General features: G+C 64.3%; 13 protein-coding genes. 4 read left to right on the forward strand and 9 right to left on the reverse strand.

The window, feature by feature from the left end:
• Nucleotides 1–68: 68 nt before the first annotated feature.
• From HLA91_RS07170 to HLA91_RS07195, 6 genes are all read right to left on the reverse strand, one after another.
• Nucleotides 69–3,203 carry a type I restriction endonuclease subunit R, EcoR124 family gene (locus tag HLA91_RS07170; RefSeq protein ID WP_170274119.1) on the reverse strand — a complete coding sequence of 1,045 codons (3,135 nt, stop codon included), beginning with the start codon at nt 3,201–3,203 and terminating at the stop codon, nt 69–71.
• A complete protein-coding gene (locus HLA91_RS07175) occupies nt 3,200–4,462 on the reverse strand; it encodes a restriction endonuclease subunit S (RefSeq protein ID WP_170274120.1) in 1,263 nt (420 codons plus the stop codon). The genes HLA91_RS07170 and HLA91_RS07175 overlap by 4 nt, the downstream gene beginning before the upstream one ends.
• Nucleotides 4,459–6,027, reverse strand: a complete 1,569-nt coding sequence (locus HLA91_RS07180; protein ID WP_170274121.1) for a type I restriction-modification system subunit M — start codon at nt 6,025–6,027, stop codon at nt 4,459–4,461. The genes HLA91_RS07175 and HLA91_RS07180 overlap by 4 nt, the downstream gene beginning before the upstream one ends.
• Nucleotides 6,028–6,215: 188 nt before the next feature.
• A complete protein-coding gene (locus HLA91_RS07185; RefSeq protein WP_170274122.1) occupies nt 6,216–7,109 on the reverse strand; it encodes a TrmH family RNA methyltransferase in 894 nt (297 codons plus the stop codon).
• 22 nt (nt 7,110–7,131) lie between these two features.
• Nucleotides 7,132–7,950 carry a sulfite exporter TauE/SafE family protein gene (locus HLA91_RS07190; protein WP_170274123.1) on the reverse strand — a complete coding sequence of 273 codons (819 nt, stop codon included), beginning with the start codon at nt 7,948–7,950 and terminating at the stop codon, nt 7,132–7,134.
• Between the two features lie 9 nt (nt 7,951–7,959).
• Nucleotides 7,960–8,745 carry an ABC transporter ATP-binding protein gene (locus HLA91_RS07195; RefSeq protein ID WP_170274124.1) on the reverse strand — a complete coding sequence of 262 codons (786 nt, stop codon included), beginning with the start codon at nt 8,743–8,745 and terminating at the stop codon, nt 7,960–7,962.
• A gap of 70 nt (nt 8,746–8,815) precedes the next feature.
• Between HLA91_RS07195 and HLA91_RS07200 the strand changes: the two genes are divergently transcribed.
• Nucleotides 8,816–9,619, forward strand: a complete 804-nt coding sequence (locus HLA91_RS07200; RefSeq protein WP_170274125.1) for a hypothetical protein — start codon at nt 8,816–8,818, stop codon at nt 9,617–9,619.
• A 34-nt stretch (nt 9,620–9,653) separates the two neighbouring features.
• Entirely contained in the window at nt 9,654–10,460 is an 807-nt protein-coding gene (serB, locus tag HLA91_RS07205; RefSeq protein ID WP_170274126.1) for a phosphoserine phosphatase SerB, read from the forward strand.
• A 12-nt stretch (nt 10,461–10,472) separates the two neighbouring features.
• Here the strand turns inward: serB and HLA91_RS07210 are convergent, their stop codons facing one another.
• The 3 genes from HLA91_RS07210 to HLA91_RS07220 form a co-directional block, all read right to left on the reverse strand.
• Nucleotides 10,473–10,952: a SixA phosphatase family protein gene (locus HLA91_RS07210; RefSeq protein WP_102160175.1), complete on the reverse strand. Its 480-nt coding sequence runs from the start codon at nt 10,950–10,952 to the stop codon at nt 10,473–10,475.
• A 147-nt stretch (nt 10,953–11,099) separates the two neighbouring features.
• On the reverse strand, nt 11,100–11,858 hold the full coding sequence (fabI, locus tag HLA91_RS07215; protein ID WP_165882911.1) for an enoyl-ACP reductase FabI: 759 nt from the start codon (nt 11,856–11,858) through the stop codon (nt 11,100–11,102).
• Between the two features lie 69 nt (nt 11,859–11,927).
• Nucleotides 11,928–12,638 (reverse strand): beta-ketoacyl-ACP reductase, encoded by a 711-nt coding sequence (locus HLA91_RS07220; protein WP_165882910.1) that lies wholly within the window; start codon nt 12,636–12,638, stop codon nt 11,928–11,930.
• A 151-nt stretch (nt 12,639–12,789) separates the two neighbouring features.
• On the opposite strand from HLA91_RS07220, the gene HLA91_RS07225 reads away from it, so the two are divergent.
• Both HLA91_RS07225 and HLA91_RS07235 read left to right on the forward strand, forming a co-directional pair.
• On the forward strand, nt 12,790–13,320 hold the full coding sequence (locus HLA91_RS07225; protein WP_170274127.1) for a DUF3099 domain-containing protein: 531 nt from the start codon (nt 12,790–12,792) through the stop codon (nt 13,318–13,320).
• Nucleotides 13,321–13,521: 201 nt separating this feature from the next.
• The gene (locus HLA91_RS07235) at nt 13,522–14,532 is read left to right on the forward strand and encodes an SURF1 family cytochrome oxidase biogenesis protein (protein ID WP_170274128.1); all 1,011 of its coding nucleotides are present in this window, start codon (nt 13,522–13,524) and stop codon (nt 14,530–14,532) included.
• The last annotated feature ends 15 nt before the right edge of the window (nt 14,533–14,547 follow it).

Raw genomic sequence — 14,547 nt, forward strand, 5'->3', positions numbered from 1 at the left:
ACAGAGCGCTACCAGCTTGGCGCTGTGGCCCAATAGCGACTGTACCGTCAGCACTCTACGTGCTGACCTCAGTCTCCAGACTCGCCATTCCCTGCGGTAAGTCCCCGGAATCGCTCAATGAATCCGGAGAGCGCATTGATGACTCGTTTCTTTTTGTCGCCGTGGTTGGACTCGCGGTTGAATCGTGACACGGGCGGCAGGATGCGGATGATCTCGGTGCCTGTCGTGCGCAAATGTCCGTCTCGGAACGCCGCATCCACGAACGACTGCGTCTCCTCCCGCTTAAGCTTGTGCGCTTCGATGAGGTCTTGAAGCTCAGACTCGCGCTTCGCGGCGATGTACGCCTGCCACTGCTCATCGACCGCGCCCTGCAGCGATACCGACTCGACGAAGTCCTCCACGAGGTCGCGCTTACTGCGCAGGGTCGGGCTCGCATCGACAGCGCGCGTGATCTCGGCACGGACTTCCTTGTCGTCACCGTCGCCCTTTTCGGTACGGAGCTTTTCGACGAGCATGAGGATGTAGTCGACGTTGATCTCTACCTGCTTGACGAGCTCGATCTCGAACACCACGTCATCATTGATGACTTCTCTGTCGCCGTCGCGGTCTCGCGTGTACTCGTCGCGGAGGCGCAGGTAGATGCTGGTGTAGTCCTGACGACGTCGCTCAGTGAGTGGGTCGTTGCCACAGAAGTCGTCGAACGAGCTGAGGATATTCCGCAGCCGCAGGATCGCGCCGAAAAGCTGGATGAAGCCCTTCTGCGCCTGCTCCCCTACGATCTGCTGCCCGATCGGGAAGTACGTGAGCAGTTCGGTGACCTTGTCGGCATACTCGCCGTAGTAATCCCCGTACGGTTTCAGCAGGACGACGCCGCGGGCGTCCTTGTTGCCGAACAGTTCCAGCGCGGCGTTCGTTTCTTCCTCGAGGTCGCGGAAGGCGACGATGTTGCCATAGGTCTTCACCGAGTTGAGGATGCGATTCGTGCGCGAGTACGCCTGGATCAGGCCGTGGGCGCGCAGGTTCTTGTCGACGAACAGCGTGTTCAGTGTGGTCGCGTCGAAGCCGGTGAGGAACATGTTCACCACGATCACCAGGTCGATCTCGCGGTTCTTCATCCGCTGCGACAGGTCCTTGTAGTAGTTCTGGAACCGGTCGGCGCTCGTGTCGTAGCTGGTCCCGAACATGTCGTTGTAGTCCTGAATCGCGTCTTCCAGGAACGAGCGCGTGTCGAGGTCGAGCGCATCGGTGTCGAAAGCTTCATCATCGAGGATTCCGTCGGCTTCGGCCTCGTTCGCGCCGTAGCTGAAGATCAGCCCGATCTTCAGCCGCTTGTCCGGTGGCAGCTCCTCCATCTGCAGCTGAAACTGGTTGTAGTAGCGGCGTGCGGCATCGATCGACGCGGTAGCGAACAGCGCGTTGAATCCGCGAACCCGCTTCCGCTCCGTGAGTGCCTCCGCCTGACGCCGGCCCCGCACCGAGTCGGCAACGTTCGTCACGACGCCGTGTTCGTAGCTCGATGCGCGCTTCGTCTTCTGATCGAAGTGCTCCAGAATGTAAGCCACGACTTGCCGGATCCGGCGCACATCCAGAAGAGCTCGCTCACGGTCGATCGCTGACACCTGTGAGTCGTCGGGGTTCCCGACCTTAATGGTGTTGATGTAGTCGATCCGGAACGGCAGCACGTTCTTGTCTGTGATGGCGTCGACGATCGTGTACGTGTGCAACTTGTCGCCGAACGCCTGCTCAGTCGTGCGCAACTGAGGGTTGCCGCCGCTGCCGGCGTTGGCGGCGAAGATCGGCGTGCCGGTGAACCCGAACAGGTTGTACTTCTTGAACGCGCGTGTGATGTCGGTGTGCATGTCGCCGAACTGCGACCGGTGGCACTCATCGAAGATGATCACCGCGTGGCCCGAGAATACCGCGTGACCCTTGTTCGCCTTGATGAACGTCGACAGCTTCTGGATCGTTGTGATGATGATCCGCGCACCGGGGTCCTCGAGCTGCTTCTTCAACACCGCCGTCGACGTGTTCGAGTTCGCCGCGCCCTTCTCGAACCGGTCGTACTCTCGCATCGTTTGGTAGTCGAGGTCCTTGCGGTCAACGACGAACAGCACCTTGTCCACACTCGGCATCTTCGATGCGAGCTGCGCTGCCTTGAACGAGGTGAGCGTCTTGCCCGAGCCGGTGGTGTGCCAGACGTATCCTCCGGCGTCGAGTGTGCCGAGCGTCTTGTAGTTCGTCGAGATCTGGATCTTCTGCAGCATCCGCTCGGTCGCGACGATCTGGTATGGCCGCATCACCAGCAGGTCGCGGTCCGCGGTGAGCACGCAGTACTTCGTCAGGATGTTCAACAGCGAGTGCTTCGCGAAGAACGTCTTCACGAACGCTGTCAGCTCGGTGATCGGCTTGTTGTTCGCATCGGCCCACCAGCTGGTGAACTCGAACGAGTTACTCGTCTTCCTGCCCTTGCCGGCACCGCCAGACTTCTTCTGCTCGGCCAGGTGCCTGTTGCGAGTGCTGTTGGAGTAGTACTTCGTGAGCGTGCCGTTACTGATCACGAACAATTGCACGTACTCGAACAGGCCCGAGCCCGCCCAAAAGCTGTCGCGCTGGTACCGGTTGATCTGGTTGAAAGCCTCCCGGATGTCCACCCCGCGACGCTTCAACTCAATGTGCACCATCGGCAGCCCGTTGACCAGCACGGTCACGTCGTAGCGATTGGCGTACCTCGCCCCACCCTCGCCAGCGTCACCCTCGCCCCGACCGATCTCGTACTGATTGATGACCTGCAGCCGATTGTTGTGGATATTCGTCTTGTCGACCAGCGTGACGTTCTTCGTCGTCCCGTCATCGCGCCTGAGGATCTGGACGTGATCCTCCTGCACGCGCGCGGTCTTCTCGACGATGCCGTCGTTCGCACCTGCGATCTTCGTCGTGAAGAACTGCTCCCACTCAGCATCCGAGAAGGTCATTCTATTGACCTTCTCCAGCTGCCTGCGCAGGTTCGCGACCAGCTCAGCCTCGGACGTGATCGGCAAGTAGTCGTATGCTTGCCCTCGGAGGAGCCGAACCATCTCCTTCTCGAGCGCGGACTCCGACTGATACGCATCAGCCTGCAACGGATCGTGCACATACTCAGCGACGACCGTGCTCTCCGACGAGACAGCAATCGGATCGTACGTGCGCGCCGGTGCATCGCTCACGACGGTAGCTCCTTGAAGGCCAGCAGACGGTCGCGGTAGTACTCGTACTGCTTGCGACGGGCGGCAAGCTCGGCAGGGAGACCGATACTGATGTCGTTGGTGAGAGCATCGAAGCGATCCATGATGTGAACGACTCGTTCTTGGTCACTAACGCTGGGAACTGGGACCTCGAACTCCCAGAGCTTCCTACTGTCAAGCGACGCCACAGATCCGCCGATACGCCGGACGCGACGGAGCATCTCGGCGCGCTGTCCCCGGATGGCGTGGAACAGATAGCGCGGAAGAACTCCGTCCGCAGCCACCACCGCTTTCAAATCCTGGTTCAAAGCAGCAGGACGTGTGAGAAACGAGACTGGAAGTGTGTGATCAAGAATGCTGGATCGGGTCACAATCACCACGGCGTGCCTTGGAACGAGCTTCGTTGATGAGCCCGCCACTGCTGCTTCCGTAATGTGATCCTCCGTGTCGGATATGGTCGAATTTCCCATGTCCTTCGGCGATACCCATGGGACCGTGCCATCGATCCAGTACTCTGGCTTGCTCTTCGAAGGCGTACCGCCACCATACCAGCGTCCAAGGTCACGCATCGAGACCATTCGTGCACCGTCAGATACCACACCTTCGAAGAGAGACGATGTGTAGTACAAATATTGGGCGCGCCGGGCTTCCAGCTCCGCTTTCAGCTCCGCTTCCAGCTCCGCTTCCAGCTGAGTGAACTTATCCAATACTCGCACGATCTCGCGCTGCACCTCGAGAGGCGGCAAGGGGACGCGGAACCCACGCATGACGCTGGCGTTCAAGTTATTGATCGTCGAGGTCGAGAGCGAGCGATCGAGGTGAGTTTTGAATCGCTTACCCGTGAGAAGATGGAACAGAAATCGACTTTCCACACGCGCATCAGTCGTGCGAAGGACCGCCATGAAGCCACCAAACGTCTGCCCGATCTCCTCGCGAATGTATGCGACCTTGCCTATGTGATCGCGGCTACCGCTACCAGCACAGATGAGTGTGTCGCCAGCTCGCAGGCGCTGTGCGTCGCGAACACGAACATGACTTGAGACACGCTTCACGTCCTCAAAGTTGAGCGTGTTGGAGGCGAGCGTGATGTTGTTGGCGCGGAGCACCTGAATCTCCCCTGCCGAATCCTCGTCGTTCTTGCTGTAAGTGATGCCACGCACGTAGTCGGCGATATCGAGAACGCCAGTATGCTCCACCCCGTCCGGGCAAAGTTCCTGGATCAGGTCATCGATGCCGCTCACTTGGAGCCCTCCAGATCTGCCACGATATCGTCGATCGCTACACGGAGCTCGGCCTGGCGCGCGACGATGCGCGCGATCTCGGCGTTCAGCTCGACGATGTCGACCTCCTCGCGTGTATCCTCCGCCTCCACGTACGACGACACCGCGATGTTGTAGTCATTGGCTGCGATGTCTTCGTTGCCCACGATGGTGGCGAAGTGGTCCTGCGGCTCGCGCGTCGTGAACGCTTCGAGGATCCGCCCCCGGTGCTCCTCGAGCAGCTTGTTCTTGTTGCCGACGCGTTTGAACTCGGCTGACGCGTCGATGAACAGTACGTCGCTGGTCTTCTTCGACTTCTTCAGCACGAGGATGCAGGTCGCGATCGTTGTACCAAAGAACAGGTCCGGCGGCAGCTGGATGACGGCATCAATGTAGTTGTTGTCGACGAGGTACTGGCGAATCTTCTTCTCCGCTCCCCCGCGGTACAGAACGCCAGGGAACTCAACGATCGCGGCCGTGCCGTTGACGGCGAGCCAGCTGAGCATGTGCATCGTGAATGCCAAGTCGGCCTTCGACTTCGGCGCGAGGACACCAGCCGGCGCGAACCGCTCGTCGTTGATCAAGAGCGGGTTGGCATCGCCCTCCCACTTGATGGAGTAGGGCGGGTTGGAAACGATCGCCTCGAACGGCTCATCGTCCCAGTGGGCGGGGTCGAGGAGCGTGTCACCATGGGCGAGGTTGAAGTCGGCATAGTTCACGTCGTGCAGGAACATGTTGATCCGCGCGAGGTTGTACGTGGTCAGGTTGATCTCCTGACCGTAGAACCCCTGGGGGACGTTGTTCTTGCCGAGCACCTTGTCGAACTTCAGCAGCAGCGAACCCGAGCCGACGGCCGGGTCGTAGACCTTATTGACCTGCTCCTTGCCGACGACCGTGATGCGCGCCAGCAGCTCGGAGACCTCTTGCGGCGTGTAATACTCACCACCGGACTTTCCCGCATTGGCGGCGTACATCTGCATCAGGTACTCGTAGGCATCGCCAAACAGGTCGATCGAGTTGTCCTCCCACCGCCCCAGCGGCAGATCGCCGATCGCGTCGAGCAACTTCACCAGCTTCTGATTGCGCTTGGCAACAGTTGAGCCGAGCTTGCTGCTGTTCACATCCAGGTCGTCGAACAGTCCCTTGATGTCGTCCTCACTGTCTGTACCCAGCGCCGACGCCTCGATGTTCTTGAAGACCCGCTCGAGCGTCTCATTGAGGTTCTCATCCCGCGCCGCGCGCGCCCGGACGTTGACAAACAGGTCGGACGGCAGAATGTAGAACCCCTTCTCCGCGACAACTTCGTCGCGCGCGAATTCCGCCTCCGAGTCAGACATCCTGGTGTAGTCGAACGAAGCGTCCCCTGCTTCGTGCTCGCCACTGTTGATGTAGGCGGTGAGGTTCTCTGAGATGAACCGATAGAACAGCATCCCCAGCACGTAGGACTTGAAGTCCCACCCGTCTACGCTTCCGCGCAGGTCGTTAGCGATGCGCCAGATGGTCTTGTGCAGCTCGGTACGCTGCGCCTCTTTGGTGGTCGGTGCCACGGGCTCTCTCCTCCGCGCCACAGCGCAATAACAATGTTCCGTTGTTTGCTCTTACCCTACCGGGCACCACGGACATCCGACGGAAGGTTGGGGCCCGTGTTCGACGCGCACGGTTCGCGCCGAACGCGGATGAACTGAATAGTCGCCGCCCGCGCCTTGCCCTGACACCGAAGCTATTGCGATCTCGGTCACCGCGTCGCGTAGAACGCTACCGCTGAACTCGCTGCGACGTTGAGCGAGTCCACACCGTGCATCATCGGGATCGTCACCCGTGCATCAAGACGGCTGTCCGTGCCGCGCTTGAGGCCATCGCCTTCGGTGCCGAAGACGAGCGCCAGCCGCTGATGCTCGGCAGCCACGAGCTCATCGAGGGTGATCGCGCCTTCACCCAGTGACATGCCAGCGACGTAGAAGCCTGCGTCTTTGAGCAGGTCGATGCCGGCTGGCCACGGGTCGATGCGCGTCCACGGGATCTGGAAGACCGTGCCCATCGACACGCGGATCGACCGCCGGTACATCGGATCGGCACACTCCGGTGTCACCAGCACGGCATCGACTCCGAGTGCCGCAGCTGACCGGAAGGCGGCCCCGACGTTGGTGTGATCGACCAATCCTTCGAACACTGCGATCCGGCACCGGGGCGCACCAGCGTCGAGCACCTCAGCGACCACCTCGGCGGCGGTGCGCGGTGCCGGCCGGGCCATCGCCGCCAGCGCCCCGCGGTGCAGGTGGAAGCCGGTGAGTTCTTCGATCCGGGCTTCGGTGCCGATGTAGATCGGCCCGGTCGTCTCGGTGAGGATGTCGGTCATGCCGGCGAACCACTTGCGGCTCATGAGGAAGGACTGCGGCTCATGTCCGGCGGCCAGGGCACGGCGGATGATCTTCGTGCTCTCGGCCAGGTAGATGCCCCATTCGGGTTCGGCCGCTGAGCGCAGCCGAACATCAGTCAGCTGCGTGTAGGCGGCCAGCTCCGGGGCGTCGAGATCATCGAAGAAGCGCAGCCGGTCGGCATTGATGCCGCATTCGTCGGCCAGCGCACGGATCTCAGCTTCGGTGGGTTCGGCCTTGCGCGGGGTGTTCATGATGGGGTTCGTCGTTTCTGGCTCACATCTGCAGGATGTTCCACAGTGCCACCAGGCCGAGGATGACGATGACGCTGCGCAGCAGCACCGGTGAGAACTTCCGGCCCACCCGCGCTCCGAGGTAGCCGCCGATGAGCGAGCCGGCAGCGATGAGACCGGCGGCCATCCAGTTGATGCGGTCGAAGCCGACGATGACGTAGATGCTGGCCGCGACCGTGTTGACAACCAGGACGAGCACGTTCTTCGCGCCGTTGATGCGCTGCAGGGTCTCCGGCAGCAGCATGCCGAGCAGCGCGATGAGGATGATGCCCTGGGCGGCGGCGAAGTATCCGCCGTAGACGGCTGTGGCGTAGACGGCGATGAACACGGCGATGTGCCGACCGATCGACATCGACGGCGGTCCGGCTGGCCCGGCATCGTCGAGTGCCGGTGCGGCTTGGTCGGCTGAGCGCATCGCCCGGTCGCGCAGCAGTCGTTGGAGCATCGGCTGGAAGATCACGAGCAGCAGGGCGAGCACGAGCAGCACCGGCACGATCGTGATGAACGCATCCTCGGGCAGGTGCAGCAGCAGATACGCACCGGTGAGCGCGCCGAGCAGGCTGGCGGGGATGAGCTGGAGCATCCGCTTCTTCTGCCCGGCCAGCTCCGTGCGGTAGCCGAACGAGGAGGCGATGTTGCCGGGGATGAGGCCCACGGCATTGCTCATCGTCGCCGTAACCGGCGGCACGCCGAAGGCGACGAGAGCCGGGAAGGTGATGAGGGTGCCGGAGCCGACGATCGCGTTGATCCCTCCGGCGCCGACGCCGGCGAGCAGCGTCAGCAGGATGTGATGCAGTTCCATGCCGGCGGCTCAGTACCGTGCCTGGGCGTGGTAGCGGCCGTCCTCCACTCCGATGCGGACAGGCACCGAGAACGTCTCCGAGAGGTTCTCTGCCGTCAGGGTCTCCTCGATCGGCCCGGCGGCCACGGCGTCGCCGTCCTTAAGCAGGAGCGCATGCGTGATGCCCTGCGGGATCTCCTCGACGTGGTGGGTGACCATGAGGGTTGTCGGTGCGTAGCGGGCGGAGAGGATCTCGGTCAGCGCCTGCAGCAGCTCTTCGCGCCCGCCGAGGTCGAGTCCGCTGGCCGGCTCGTCGAGCAGCAGCAGCTCAGGGTCGGTCATGAGTGCGCGGGCGATCTGCACGCGCTTGCGCTCACCTTCGGACAGGCTGCCGAAGCGGCGTTCGCTCATCTTCTCCATCCCGAAGGCTGCCAGCAGGTCCTCGGCCCGGGAGGTGTCGACCTCGTCATAGGCCTCGGTCCAGCGGCCGAGCACGCCGTAGGCGGCGGTGAGGATGATGTCGATGACCTTCTCGGAGTTCGGCATGCGCGCAGCCAGATGCTGGGAGGCATACCCGATGCGCGGGCGCAGTTCGAAGACGTCGACGCGCCCGAGGCGGTGGCTGAGGATGTCGACGGAGCCGGAGCTGGGGTGCATGCGCCCGGAGGCCAGTTCGAGCAGCGTGGTCTTGCCGGCTCCGTTGGGACCCAGGATCGTCCAATGCTGCCCTTCGCTCACCTGCAGGGACAGACCGTTAAGAAGGAGGTTCTCCCCACGGCGGACACGGACATCGTCAAGGACCAGAACATCGCTCATAGACCAAACCTTAGTACAGAACAGACTGCCGTTCCTCGCCCCTCCAGGGGCATGTTCTACAGTGTGCACAATGTCCGCTCACCCCCGCACCGAACTCGATGCGACCCTGCCGAGCCTGCTGTTCGCGCTCACCGCCAGCGCGTGGCTGGCCGGCCGGGCGAGCCCTGATGACTGCGCTGAGGCGTATCTCACATCCGGGCACCCGGTGCCGCTGCTGATGGCCGATGATGCCCTCGATCCCGCCGCCGAGGTGCCGGCTGGGATGCTGCTGTCCCTGCCCAGGCTGTGGGCGGCTGGCATCGACCGGATCCGCTGTGTGCTCATCCATCCGAGCCTGCCGATCACCGTGCCGAAGGTCGACCGGGCCCACCGCCGGCTGCTGGCCGGCGCCCAGTCGGTCGCGGTCGCCGAAGCAGGTGGCCAGGCGCGTGCGCTCATCGTCATCGACGCCGAGGCGGCGATGCGCTTCATCCCGTGCGCCCCGGTGCGTTCAGCCGGCCTCGGGGCGGTCAGTGCCGCCGAGGCGTCGCGTGAGCTGCGCCAGGCGACGATGGAGGCGCTGGCGACTGTCGAGGCCTTACCCGAGGTGCCGGCTGGGATTGGCGACTGGCAGTGGCGGGACTGGCAGGCCGAGCTCACTGGCCCACCGGCCGCCGCCGAGGCGGTGGCCGCGTTCTTACCCGACCCGGCCGATGCCCAGCAGCTCATCACCGCGCTCGAGATCCACGAGGCGATGCGCAGCGTGCTCGTCCCGGCAGCCGTGCAGCCCGCGCAGCTCGGAGCCGCGCTGGCCCGCGTCCACGCCGCCGCTATCGAGGTTGTCACTGCGGTGACCGCCGAGGCCCCTGCACCCAGGCAAGGCTCGGCTCCCTGACAGCGCGGATGCCGGCGTGCGTAGACTGGTGCGCATGCACAGGATCAGCATCGTGCGCACGGTCGCAGGCGGCACACAGCCGGCCTTCTCCGTTGCCTCCAAGCTTGTGACCGACGACCAGCTGCCGGCCCAGCTCAGCCGCGCACATGAGATCGCCGAGGGCGCTGATGTCGTCGTCGTCCCGGCTCCCCTGGCCCGCACCACACCCAAGATCGTCGTCATGGACGTCGACTCGACCTTCATCGAAGACGAGGTCATCGATCTGCTGGCCGCCGAGGCCGGTGCGGCGAAGAAGGTCGCCAAGGTCACCGAGAAGGCGATGCGCGGCGAACTCGACTTCGAAGAGAGCCTGCGCGCCCGGGTGAAGACGCTCAAGGGCCTGCCGGAGAAGGTCCTCGACGATGTCCGTGCAGCCGTGACCCCAACCGGCGGGGCGGCCGAACTCGTGAGCCTCGTGCAGTCGAACGGCGGCCGGGTCGGTCTGGTCTCCGGGGGCTTCACCCAGATCCTCGCGCCGCTGGCCGAGCAGTTCGGGATCACCGACTATGCGGCCAACACTCTGGAGATCTCCGGCGGCAAGGTCACCGGCAAGGTCGAGGGACGAGTCGTCGACGCGAAGTTCAAACGCCGGTTCCTCCGGCAGCTGTGCGAAGATGCCGGGATGCCTGTTGAGGCGGCGGTGGCGATCGGCGACGGCGCCAACGACGCCCTCATGGTCCAGGAGGCCGGCCTGGGCATCGCGTTCTGTCCCAAGCCGGCCCTGGCCGAGGTGGCCGATGCGACAGTGTCCGTCCGCCGGCTCGACGCCGTCTGGGCAGCGGTCACCGGCCGCATGAACTGAGCGAGGCCCCGCTCACTCGCGGAAACAGTGGATCTCAGGTTGAGGGAAGCCGCCGGCGGCCACTCCCCAGGCCGGGAGGTCGAAGATCGCGATCGACGACGGCCTGAACTTCGTGTTCAGTTCGAAGTCGGCGCACAGTTCGGTGATGACCTCCGAGACCGTCGGCTCGTGCCCGACGATGTAGGCACCGGTCGAATCAGCCGGAATCGTGCTGATGACCTCCACCCAGTCATCGACGTCGGAGTCGTACAGCGCCCCGTCGGCACGCACCTCCAGCTCGGTGCCGGCCTTCGCGAAGGCATCGGCGACGCCCTGAGCAGTCTGCATGGTGCGCAGAGCAGCGGAGCTGATGAGGCAGTCGAGCGGGTAGTCGGTGAGGAACTCACCGAGTCGGGCGGCTTCGGCGAAGCCTCCGTCGGTCAGCGGGCGGTCGAAGTCGTCCACCGGCGGCCGGTCGGCCTTGGCATGTCGGCCGATCACCAGATACGGCATGGTGTCCTTTCACAGACGAACAGGTGACTCCTACGGTACGCGAGTTCTCCTCGCCCATGCACGCAGAAGCGCCCGGAAAGCACGAGCTTTCCGGGCGCGTGTGATCCCGGCGGGTCGACGAGCGCCGACCGGCGGGCGGTTGGCCTATCAGGCGCCGGTCGAGTGGAGACCGCCGTCGACGTGGACCATCTCACCGGTTGTCGCCGGGAACCAGTCCGACATGAGGGCGACGATCGCCTTGCCGGCCGGTTCGGTGTCGGTCTGGTCCCAGCCGAGCGGTGCCCGGTCGCCCCAGACGTCTTCGAAGGCGTCGAAGCCGGGGATCGACTTGGCAGCCGTCGTCTTGAGCGGGCCTGCCGAGACGAGGTTGCAGCGGATCTGGTCCTTGCCGAGGTACTTGGCGAGATACCGGTTGGTCGATTCGAGTGCTGCCTTGCACACGCCCATCCAGTCGTAGGCCGGCCAGGCGACGGTTGCATCGAAGGTCAGGCCGACGACGCCGGCGCCGGGGTTCATGACCGGCTTGGCGGCCATGACGATCGACTTCAGCGAGAACGCCGAGACCTGCATGGCGTTGGCGACCGACTCGAACGGGGTGTCGAGGAAGACACCGCCGAGGGCGTCCTTCGGGGCGAAGGCGATCGCGTGGACGATGCCGTCGATGTTGCCGCCGAGGCGCTCGGGCAGTGCGGCCAGGTCCTCGTCGTTGGTGGCATCGAGTTCGATGACCTCAGCGGGCTTCGGCAGCCGTTCGGCGATGATCGAGGTGATCTTCATCTGCCGTCCGAACGACGACAGGATGACCTCTGCGCCCTGCTCCTGTGCCAGGCGGGCGGCGGCGAAGGCGATCGACGCCTCCGTCAGCACGCCGGTGACGAGAATGCGCTTGCCGTCAAGAATTCCCATGTTCCCCAATCCTTCTCAAGATCTCGCAGCCGGCGTCCTGCCGCCAGGCTGCCGTGGTCAGTCCGTTGTTCAGTGTCCCATACCCAGGCCGCCGTCAACCGGAATGACGGCCCCGGAGATGTAGGCGGCCTCATCGGAGGCGACCCAGCGCACCACGCGAGCGACCTCCTCGGCTTCGGCGAACCGCTTGGCCGGGATCTGAGCAAGGTATTCCTTCTGCTGTTTCTCCGGCAGCTCATCGGTCATATCGGTGCGGATGAAGCCCGGTGCCACGACATTGGCGGTGATGCCGCGCGAACCGAGCTCGCGGGTGATCGACCGCGCCAGGCCCACCAGGCCGGCCTTCGACGACGAGTAGTTCGCCTGCCCGGCCACACCGAGGAGACCGGAGACCGAGGAGATGAGCACGATGCGGCCGTACTTCGCGCGGATCATCGAGGTGATACCGCGCTTGACGGTGCGGAAGGCGCCGGTGAGGTTGGTGTCGATGACGGCGCCGAACTCCTCGTCGTCCATGCGCATGAGCAGGTTGTCCTTGGTGATGCCGGCGTTGGCGACGACGATCTCGACCGGGCCGAGCTCGTCTTCGACCTGGGTGAACGCCGCGTCGATCGAGGCGGTGTCGGTGACATCGGCGGCAACGGCCAGCGCACCTTCGGGTGCCTCGCCGTTGCGGGAGGTCACGGCGACCTTGTGGCCTGCGGCGATGAATTCCTCGGCGATGGTGCGGCCGATGCCGCGGTTGCCGCCGGTGACGAGGACGACGCGTGATTCAGACACGTGTGGGGGCTCCTTCTTCGTGCGATCGCCGCGTGGGAACGGCGCGGGCAGTGTGATGTCTCCAACCTAACGTACAGATGAAGTCCTTAAGTATCTGGGAGACAATAGGGCGGTAGGCTTTTGTATCTGAAAGCACGAGTCATGGAAGGCTATGGCACAGAAGAGACCACGCACGCACATCACGGATGCCGACGAGTCTCACGAAGCCGACACCCGCGCCCGTTCCCGCCGCTACCTGCTGTCCATGGCCATCCGCATCACCTGCTTTGTCCTGGCCATCGTCACGACCGGCTGGGTGCGCTGGGCGTGTGTGGCCGGTGCGGTGTTCCTCCCGTGGATCGCTGTACAGATCGCCAATGCTGGCAAGGAGAACATCACCCGGACCAAGACCGCGCAGATCGACGGGCCGCCGCTGCCGGAGCTGCAGGCAGGCCGCAGCGATGCTGGTGCCGGTTCCGGTCCCGAGGCGGGCGGCGCCTCGAGTGCCGAGTCCGACGTGGTCGACGCGGAGGTGATCGGCGGATACACGGTCTCTCCCGGCAGCGCCTCCACACCGGCTCATGACAGCAGGCAGGTCGACGACGAGGAAACGCACGATGTTGTAGAGGGCACCGTGGTCGAACCCGATGCGGATGGTACTCCTCCGCCTGCCGGTGAGGAGGACGGTGAGACCCGTGAGTGAGCTGCGCTGCTCTGCCCGGGCCTGCAGTCGCCCGGCGGCCTTCGCGATGCTGTGGAACAACCCCCGGGTTCACACCCCGGAGAGGCGAAAAGTATGGTTGGCCTGTGATGATCACCGGACCTACCTGCACGAGTACCTGCAGCTGCGCGGCCTGCTTAAGGACGACGTGCCGGTCGATGAGATCCCAGCAGGGGCTGGCTGATGGCTGCTAGCTCCTACCGCTTCATCCTCTCCTCCCGCTGGCTGCGCTACATCGCCTTGGCGGTTGTCGCTGCGATCGCCTGCGGATTCCTCGCCAACTGGCAGAACAACCGCCGTGAGGCCCGCGACGCTGAGATCGCCCACATCAATGCGAACTACCACGGCGAGGCCGAACCGCTCTCAGCGATCCTGCCTCAGCGTGATGCCGCGCTGCCCGATGAGCTCGACTGGAAGCGCTTTGAGACCCGCGGCACCTACGATGCCTCCTCGACGATCCTCGTGCGCAACCGCAGCCTCGATGGGCAGGCCGGTTTCTATGTGCTCGTGCCGCTGGTCACCGAGGCCGGAGGCGAGCTGGCTGTCGTGCGCGGCTGGGTGCCCACCGGCCAGATGGGTGAGGCCCCGGACGTCTCCGCTCTTCCTGCTCCCCCGGCTGGGGAGGTCAGCATCACTGGCTGGCTGCGCACACCGCAGGAGGCCTCGGGAGAGACGGCCTCTGAGAACACCATCCGCAGCATCGACCCGGCGATCGTGCCGGGCATGAGCGCTCCGTATACCGGGACCTACGCGCAGCTCGAAGGCGAGGACCCGGCCCCGGCTGAGCGCCTGACATCCCTGCCGCCGCCGAGCACCGATCCCGGTTCCCACCTGTCGTATACGTTCCAGTGGATCGTGTTCGGGATCATGATCCTCGGTGGCGTCTTCTACGCCGCCCGCCGGGAGCGCATCAGCCGTGATCTCGAAGCCGCCGAGCAGGCTGGCCGGGCTCCGCGCACGGAGTACGTCGTCGTCGACAAGGACACGATTGCCGCCGGCCGTTCCCGCGGGCGTGCCAGCACCCCAGCCGGCCGTGCCTCGCGGTACGGCAGCGCCGGCCCGCGCAGGACTGCTGCCCGCCGCAGCGCAGCGGCAGCCAGCCGGACAGCCGGTGCGACGGCTGTGTCAGCGCGGCGCAAGCAGGGCTCGGCAGAGGATGCTGAGGACGCGCTGCTCGACGAGCAGGGCTTCTGAGCGACTGTTCTGATC

It is taken from the genome of Brevibacterium luteolum (genome assembly GCF_013004595.1).
GTDB lineage: Bacteria > Actinomycetota > Actinomycetes > Actinomycetales > Brevibacteriaceae > Brevibacterium > Brevibacterium luteolum.

Bases quoted from the DNA above. Each gene is read 5' to 3' on its own strand.
- HLA91_RS07195 (WP_170274124.1), bottom strand. From the start codon at position 8,745: ATGAGCGATGTTCTGGTCCTTGACGATGTCCGTGTCCGCCGTGGGGAG.
- fabI (WP_165882911.1), bottom strand. From the start codon at position 11,858: ATGGGAATTCTTGACGGCAAGCGCATTCTCGTCACCGGCGTGCTGACG.
- HLA91_RS07210 (WP_102160175.1), bottom strand. From the start codon at position 10,952: ATGCCGTATCTGGTGATCGGCCGACATGCCAAGGCCGACCGGCCGCCG.
- HLA91_RS07190 (WP_170274123.1), bottom strand. From the start codon at position 7,950: ATGGAACTGCATCACATCCTGCTGACGCTGCTCGCCGGCGTCGGCGCC.
- serB (WP_170274126.1), top strand. From the start codon at position 9,654: ATGCACAGGATCAGCATCGTGCGCACGGTCGCAGGCGGCACACAGCCG.
- HLA91_RS07200 (WP_170274125.1), top strand. From the start codon at position 8,816: ATGTCCGCTCACCCCCGCACCGAACTCGATGCGACCCTGCCGAGCCTG.
- HLA91_RS07185 (WP_170274122.1), bottom strand. From the start codon at position 7,109: ATGAACACCCCGCGCAAGGCCGAACCCACCGAAGCTGAGATCCGTGCG.
- HLA91_RS07235 (WP_170274128.1), top strand. From the start codon at position 13,522: ATGGCTGCTAGCTCCTACCGCTTCATCCTCTCCTCCCGCTGGCTGCGC.
- HLA91_RS07225 (WP_170274127.1), top strand. From the start codon at position 12,790: ATGGCACAGAAGAGACCACGCACGCACATCACGGATGCCGACGAGTCT.